This window comes from Mesorhizobium sp. M7A.F.Ca.US.005.03.2.1 (assembly GCF_003997795.1).
GTDB classification, from domain to species: domain Bacteria; phylum Pseudomonadota; class Alphaproteobacteria; order Rhizobiales; family Rhizobiaceae; genus Mesorhizobium; species Mesorhizobium ciceri.
Genome location: NZ_RZRP01001472.1, coordinates 1 through 721 on the forward strand (window position 1 = coordinate 1; position 721 = coordinate 721).

Annotated in this window: 1 protein-coding gene; it reads left to right on the top strand. The window is 64.6% G+C overall.

The features are described 5' to 3' along the window. A partial coding sequence (locus EN991_RS38565; protein ID WP_127370645.1) for a DUF4175 family protein occupies nt 1–721 on the top strand: 721 nt, incomplete at both ends.

The window sequence follows — 721 nt, forward strand, 5'->3', positions numbered from 1 at the left end:
GCTGCAGGAATTCGCGGAGCGCGCCAAGCAAAATCCCAACGCCCCGCAGATGCAGCAGAATGGCCAGGAACTGCGCCAGAGCGACATCGATCGCATGATGGACCAGATCGAGAACCTGGCGAAGTCCGGTGATCGCGACAAGGCCCAGCAATTGCTGTCGCAACTGCAGGACATGATGAACAATCTGCAGGCCGGCCGGCAGCAGCAAGGCGGCCAGCAGGACAGCGAGATGCGCCAGCAGATGGACAAGCTGGGCGAGATCCTGCGCCGTCAGCAGGAGATGATGAACGACACCTTCCGCATGGATCAGATGCAGCGCGGCGAGCGCCAGCGCGGGCAGAACCGTGACGAGCAGCTCGGCGAAGGCGGCCAGGATGAGGACAGACCCGGCGTCGGCGAAGACCGCGATCCGCTCGCCCGGCAAAAGCCGATGACGCCCCAGGAATTCGCCGATGCGCTGAAACAGCTGCAGCAGGGCCAGGGCCAGTTGCAGAGCGACCTCGAACAGCTGAAGAAGGGCCTCGAAGGCATGGGTATGGAGCCCAATGAAGGATTTGGCGAGGCCGGCAAGTCCATGGGCAATGCCGAACAGGCACTCGGCGAGGGCGAAGGCGATGCGGCCGTCGGCCATCAGGGCCGGGCGCTGGAAGCGCTGCGCAAGGGCGCCAAGGACATGATGAAGCAGATGCAGGCCATGCAGGGCGACCAGGGTGGCGGCGAG